This is a genomic window from Cellvibrio sp. (assembly GCF_053579595.1).
This window is the reverse complement of record NZ_JBRFPI010000382.1, coordinates 1-4,256: the sequence shown is the minus strand read 5'-3', so window position 1 is coordinate 4,256 and position 4,256 is coordinate 1. Positions and strand designations below refer to the sequence as shown.

Annotated in this window: 4 protein-coding genes; all 4 read right to left on the bottom strand. The window is 46.8% G+C overall.

What is annotated here, in order from left to right; all coding sequences use genetic code 11:
- Positions 1-1,294: cellulose binding domain-containing protein (locus ACWA6V_RS18145; RefSeq protein ID WP_449523813.1), on the bottom strand; the 1,294-nt coding region annotated here is incomplete at its 3' end.
- A gap of 432 nt (positions 1,295-1,726) precedes the next feature.
- The gene (locus ACWA6V_RS18140; RefSeq protein ID WP_449523812.1) at positions 1,727-3,052 is read right to left on the bottom strand and encodes a hypothetical protein; all 1,326 of its coding nucleotides are present in this window, start codon (positions 3,050-3,052) and stop codon (positions 1,727-1,729) included.
- Positions 3,042-3,602: a hypothetical protein gene (locus ACWA6V_RS18135; RefSeq protein WP_449523811.1), complete on the bottom strand. Its 561-nt coding sequence runs from the start codon at positions 3,600-3,602 to the stop codon at positions 3,042-3,044. Before ACWA6V_RS18135 ends, ACWA6V_RS18140 begins: the two co-directional genes overlap by 11 nt.
- A gap of 53 nt (positions 3,603-3,655) precedes the next feature.
- Positions 3,656-4,256 (bottom strand): glucosaminidase domain-containing protein (locus tag ACWA6V_RS18130; protein WP_449523810.1); only part of this gene is annotated, 601 nt, incomplete at its 5' end.

Here is a 4,256-nt window from a genome sequence, read left to right as displayed (position 1 = left end):
CTGCTTCAATCGCCGCATCTGTTGTCAATCCGCCATTTGTTGCAGCGCTGAGTAACTCTGCATCGGGTGTGCTGCCAGTAAATGTAAATGCGAGGAACGAGGCCAATTCGTAGTGCGTCAGCACATAACTATCATTGTCAATTGTTTGCGTGGGTAAGATTGCGCCGGTATTGCCAGCACGAATATCACTCACCGCTATCCCGGTTTCCTGACGATACAAAAATTGCGGAGAGGACAACGCGGTGCTTAAAGCCAATTGCAAAGCCTGAGTAATTTGCTCAGCGGTAGTGGCATCAGAAAATAGGGAGCGATATTCCTGAATCTCTATCGCCGTTGCGGGGCGACGGAAAATGTTCGTAAGTTTTTCTTGTGTGAATATGTCAGCACACTGTTGCGCCGTTAGTCCCGAGCAATTCAGGAATCCTGAAAAGTTGGTCGCCGCGGCCCGGCTGGAAATACGATTGGCCAGGCTCACAAAGTTTCGTTGCACCGTTTTACTAATAATCTCCTGCGTGTTGTTTTCAAATCCGTTGACGTAAGTATTGGCCAACAAAAAATCCAGGCTGCCAGGTAAATCGGTTGCGATGTTTACACCGGTCAGGTCGCGCACACTATTGCTGTACTCAGCGCGGGTTAATACACGCAGCAGACGCGGTCCATAGGTAATTTCGTTTGTGCAATTTGCCAACGGCGGCACTGATGAAGAGCTTGAAGACAGACTACTGGAAGAGCGCAGGCTGCTGCTGGACGAGAATACAGAACTGGAAGATTTCAGGCTGCTAGAAGAGATAACAGAGCTGGAAGATCTTACACTGCTGGAGGAAATGACTGAGCTGGACGATTTTACGCTACTGGAAGAGCTAATACTGCTTGAGCTTTTATTGCTGGATGCGCTGGAACTGGTTTTCCCAACACATTTGACTCCATTTAACAAAAACTCGGTTGGCCTTACGAGGTTTGTACCGTTGGGAAAGGATAGATTAAAACCAAAGTTAATAGATTGATTGGTGTTGATGTTGCCATTCCATGCTGCGTTTTTAACACGTACCGATTGCCCTGTCTGGGAGTAGGTGCCATTCCATAACTGGGAAATTTTTTCTGCATTGGAGAAATTCCATGCTAGTTCCCAGGTGGTTTTTGGTGCGCCGTAATTTACGAGGTCTACACTGAGTGTTGCACCATTGCCCCATTTGGAGTTGATAGAGTATTTGACTTCGCACTGCGCGTTTACATTGACGGTGTACGTCATCAACATTCCCGCTGCTGATAAGAGCGATAAACTTTTTAAATTCACAATTAAGCTCCTTGTTGAACTGCAATAAAGTAAGCCATTTTTTGGCATGGCAAATCCCTACCGGAATCGGCATGTGATCAAAAAAATAGCTAAATGTTGGTTGATGGGCCGATCTTGTTATAAGTGTGATGCAGGTTGTAAAACTGAAAAAATATTTCTATTTAATTATTATTGGTGTGAGTTTGGAGGATTGCTTTTTCCCTCTGCATTCAAATTTTGCAATTAAATTTTGCACATGAAATTGTTGTTTTATAGGTGCTTAAATTAATCGCCGAATTCAACATTTTTTGCAAAGAACACGGTGTTGATAATTGGTTAAGTGTTTATAGGGGGCGGGGCATGAGTTGTCAACAGAAGGGATTGATTGGTGAGTGTTGATAAAAACAAAAGGCCGCAACGATAGCGGCCTTTTGTTTTTACATTACTGAATATTTAACGATTAATTGTCAATTGAATGGTGTCTCTCAGCTCTGCTCCATCGCTACCGATCATGACTTTGTTGTCTGTGTCGAGGAGTTTTACTGAGAGTGTAACGGTAATGCTGGTATCCAGGACCCACGATTTATTGATTGTGACTTTGCCAGTTTCTGAGTCCAAGGTAACTTTGCTGGAGTCATAATTTGCTGGTGTATTGATAATTTCCCATTCGGCATTTTTAGCTGAATAAATTTCCGGGTCTGTATTGGCACTGGTTGGGTAGGTTACTTTGATTCGGGGTTCCACTGTGCCATCGACGGAAACAGAGAGGGTCTCTGTAGATGTAGTGCTGGTCGGGCCTACAATTTCAACTTTCTGTATGTCGGGCTTGGTAACTTTGATCACCAGCGTGCCAGAGACGCCGTTGCAAGTCGCACTTACGGTGACATCGGTACCGCCGAAGCTTCCGGTTACTGCCGTGATCAACCCCGTTGTAGCGTTCACCGTGAGCGCTGCTGTGTTGCTGCTGGTTAATGAAGCATTTTTGATAATATTCTCTGAGTTCGAGTTTGCGTAATCACCTGTCGCCGTTAATGTCGCTGTTTGTCCTTGGCGCATTTCAAGCGCTTTGTTGGATGTGAGCGTAAGCTTGGTCAAACTATTGTCGATGGTAAATGGCAGCTCATTTGAAGGGACGATAATGTCTTTGTTATCTTTGCCGCGTGCGATGATTTTAATTACACCACTTTTCTTGGTGCTCAGCTCAGGTTTGGTTTCGTCGGCAAAGCTTGCAAGCTGGGCGCTTGCACTATCTGCCAGCGCCCAAGTCAGTGGGTAGTCGTAACTTTTACCATCAGAGAATGTGGTCGTGGCCGCAAGCGTTGTATTTTTGCAAACATCAACGATGCTAGTTGGATGAGATATAACTACTTTGGTCAAGTTTGCGTCGGACAACACTATGTCCTGTGTTTGTGTTGGCAGCCCGGCGTAGGCTGCACTGAGCACTAATCCGGTTCCCATTTTTCCTGCTGCAGTGAATAAACCATTTTTAACATTGCCGAGGCTGTTGTCGTTGAGAGTCCAGGTCGCTTTGTTATTTAAATTGATTTCTTTACCGGTGTTATCGGTTCCGATCAGATTAAATTGCAGTTTGCCATTGATGTGCACATAGCCATCTGTGGATGTATCGGCAAGCGCAATTTTGGTTACGCCGTTTTTACTCGCATCAACCGTTTGCGCAACACGTGCGCTGTCGCCATCACCGCCGCCGCAACCACTTAAGCTGAATGCGCCCATGCTTACTAACAGGGCGAGTGATAAATGTATTCCTTTAGAACGCATAGGTAACTCCCAGGCCGAGGCCATCAACACGTAAATTGTCATCGTTGTAGTAGCGCAAATAATCGAGTGTCCAATAGAAAGGTTTGCCCTCTATAACTTGATCTTGCAAGGTAATGCCGTAACTGAAGTCAGAAAAGGTGTCTTTGTAGCGGCCGGATTCTCCCAGGTTGGGCAAGTAAGTCTCGATTTCAGTCGAGGCGTAACCGAGCAAAATGCTCACTTTCAAATCTTCTGGCTGTGTATCAGGGTTGGTAAGCGTGAGATAGATCCCGCTCTGCTGGGCAATCTCCAGTGTTAACTCATTGGCGCTGTCATCGCTCATGGGGGCAGCGACCATACCGTGGATGCCGATACCATCTAGCAGGCCATTGGTAACTTCGATATCCGCTTTAAGCTGGAACAGTGTGGGTGAAAATGTTTCACTCGAGGCTTTGACCTTGGTGTACACCCCTTGCCCTGAAAGGTGAAATGCCAGAGGGGCATCGGCCTGCGCGCCCAAGCTGGCGAGGCCGCTTATTGCGCTGATAACTAGTGCCAATCGTTTACACATAAGTATTCCTTGCTGTGTGATGTTGTAGTGATTGTTAGCGGTTTGGCTGCGCATTATTCCAGATTGTTGCTGCGAATAACGGTGCGCAATTCATGAATATAGGCACTGCCGCGCCCGGAGTACTTACCCAATTCGGCCACCATCGCACTGCCGGTAAATTGTTGCGGTGCATCTCGTAACTGCGCGCGCAGCTGCCGCCAGGGGCGATAGGCGTTATGGGTGTTGATATTGTTGAAGTATGCCGTAATCGACTCTTCCACATTGTTAAATTTCTTAACTTCGTGTTTGGCGCCAGCGGGGCGCTTGCTGGGGACTATGCCGCAGCCGGGCTTGTAGCACCAGTGGCCAAACAAATTGTGCGCCTCTTCAGCAAAGCGTGAGGTGCCCCAGCCGGATTCTACCGCCGCCTGCGCCATCACCATTGCCGGTGGAATGACATCCACACGCAGCAATAAAATCTCCACTGCTTTGGCATCATCCGGGTAGGTTTCGTAAGTCACATGAAATTTTTCACGCAGTTTTTCGAGGTTGCGTTTATTCATACCGGAGATAGTTTGCGGCGCATCCCATTCGGCTTTTATTTTTAATATACGTTCACGGGATTTTAATAATTTTGCTTTTTTTTCCTCGTTCATTGGGCGCAGCATGTCCAGG

Bases quoted from the DNA above. Each gene is read 5' to 3' on its own strand.
- ACWA6V_RS18140 (WP_449523812.1), bottom strand. From the start codon at position 3,052: ATGCGTTCTAAAGGAATACATTTATCACTCGCCCTGTTAGTAAGCATG.
- ACWA6V_RS18135 (WP_449523811.1), bottom strand. From the start codon at position 3,602: ATGTGTAAACGATTGGCACTAGTTATCAGCGCAATAAGCGGCCTCGCC.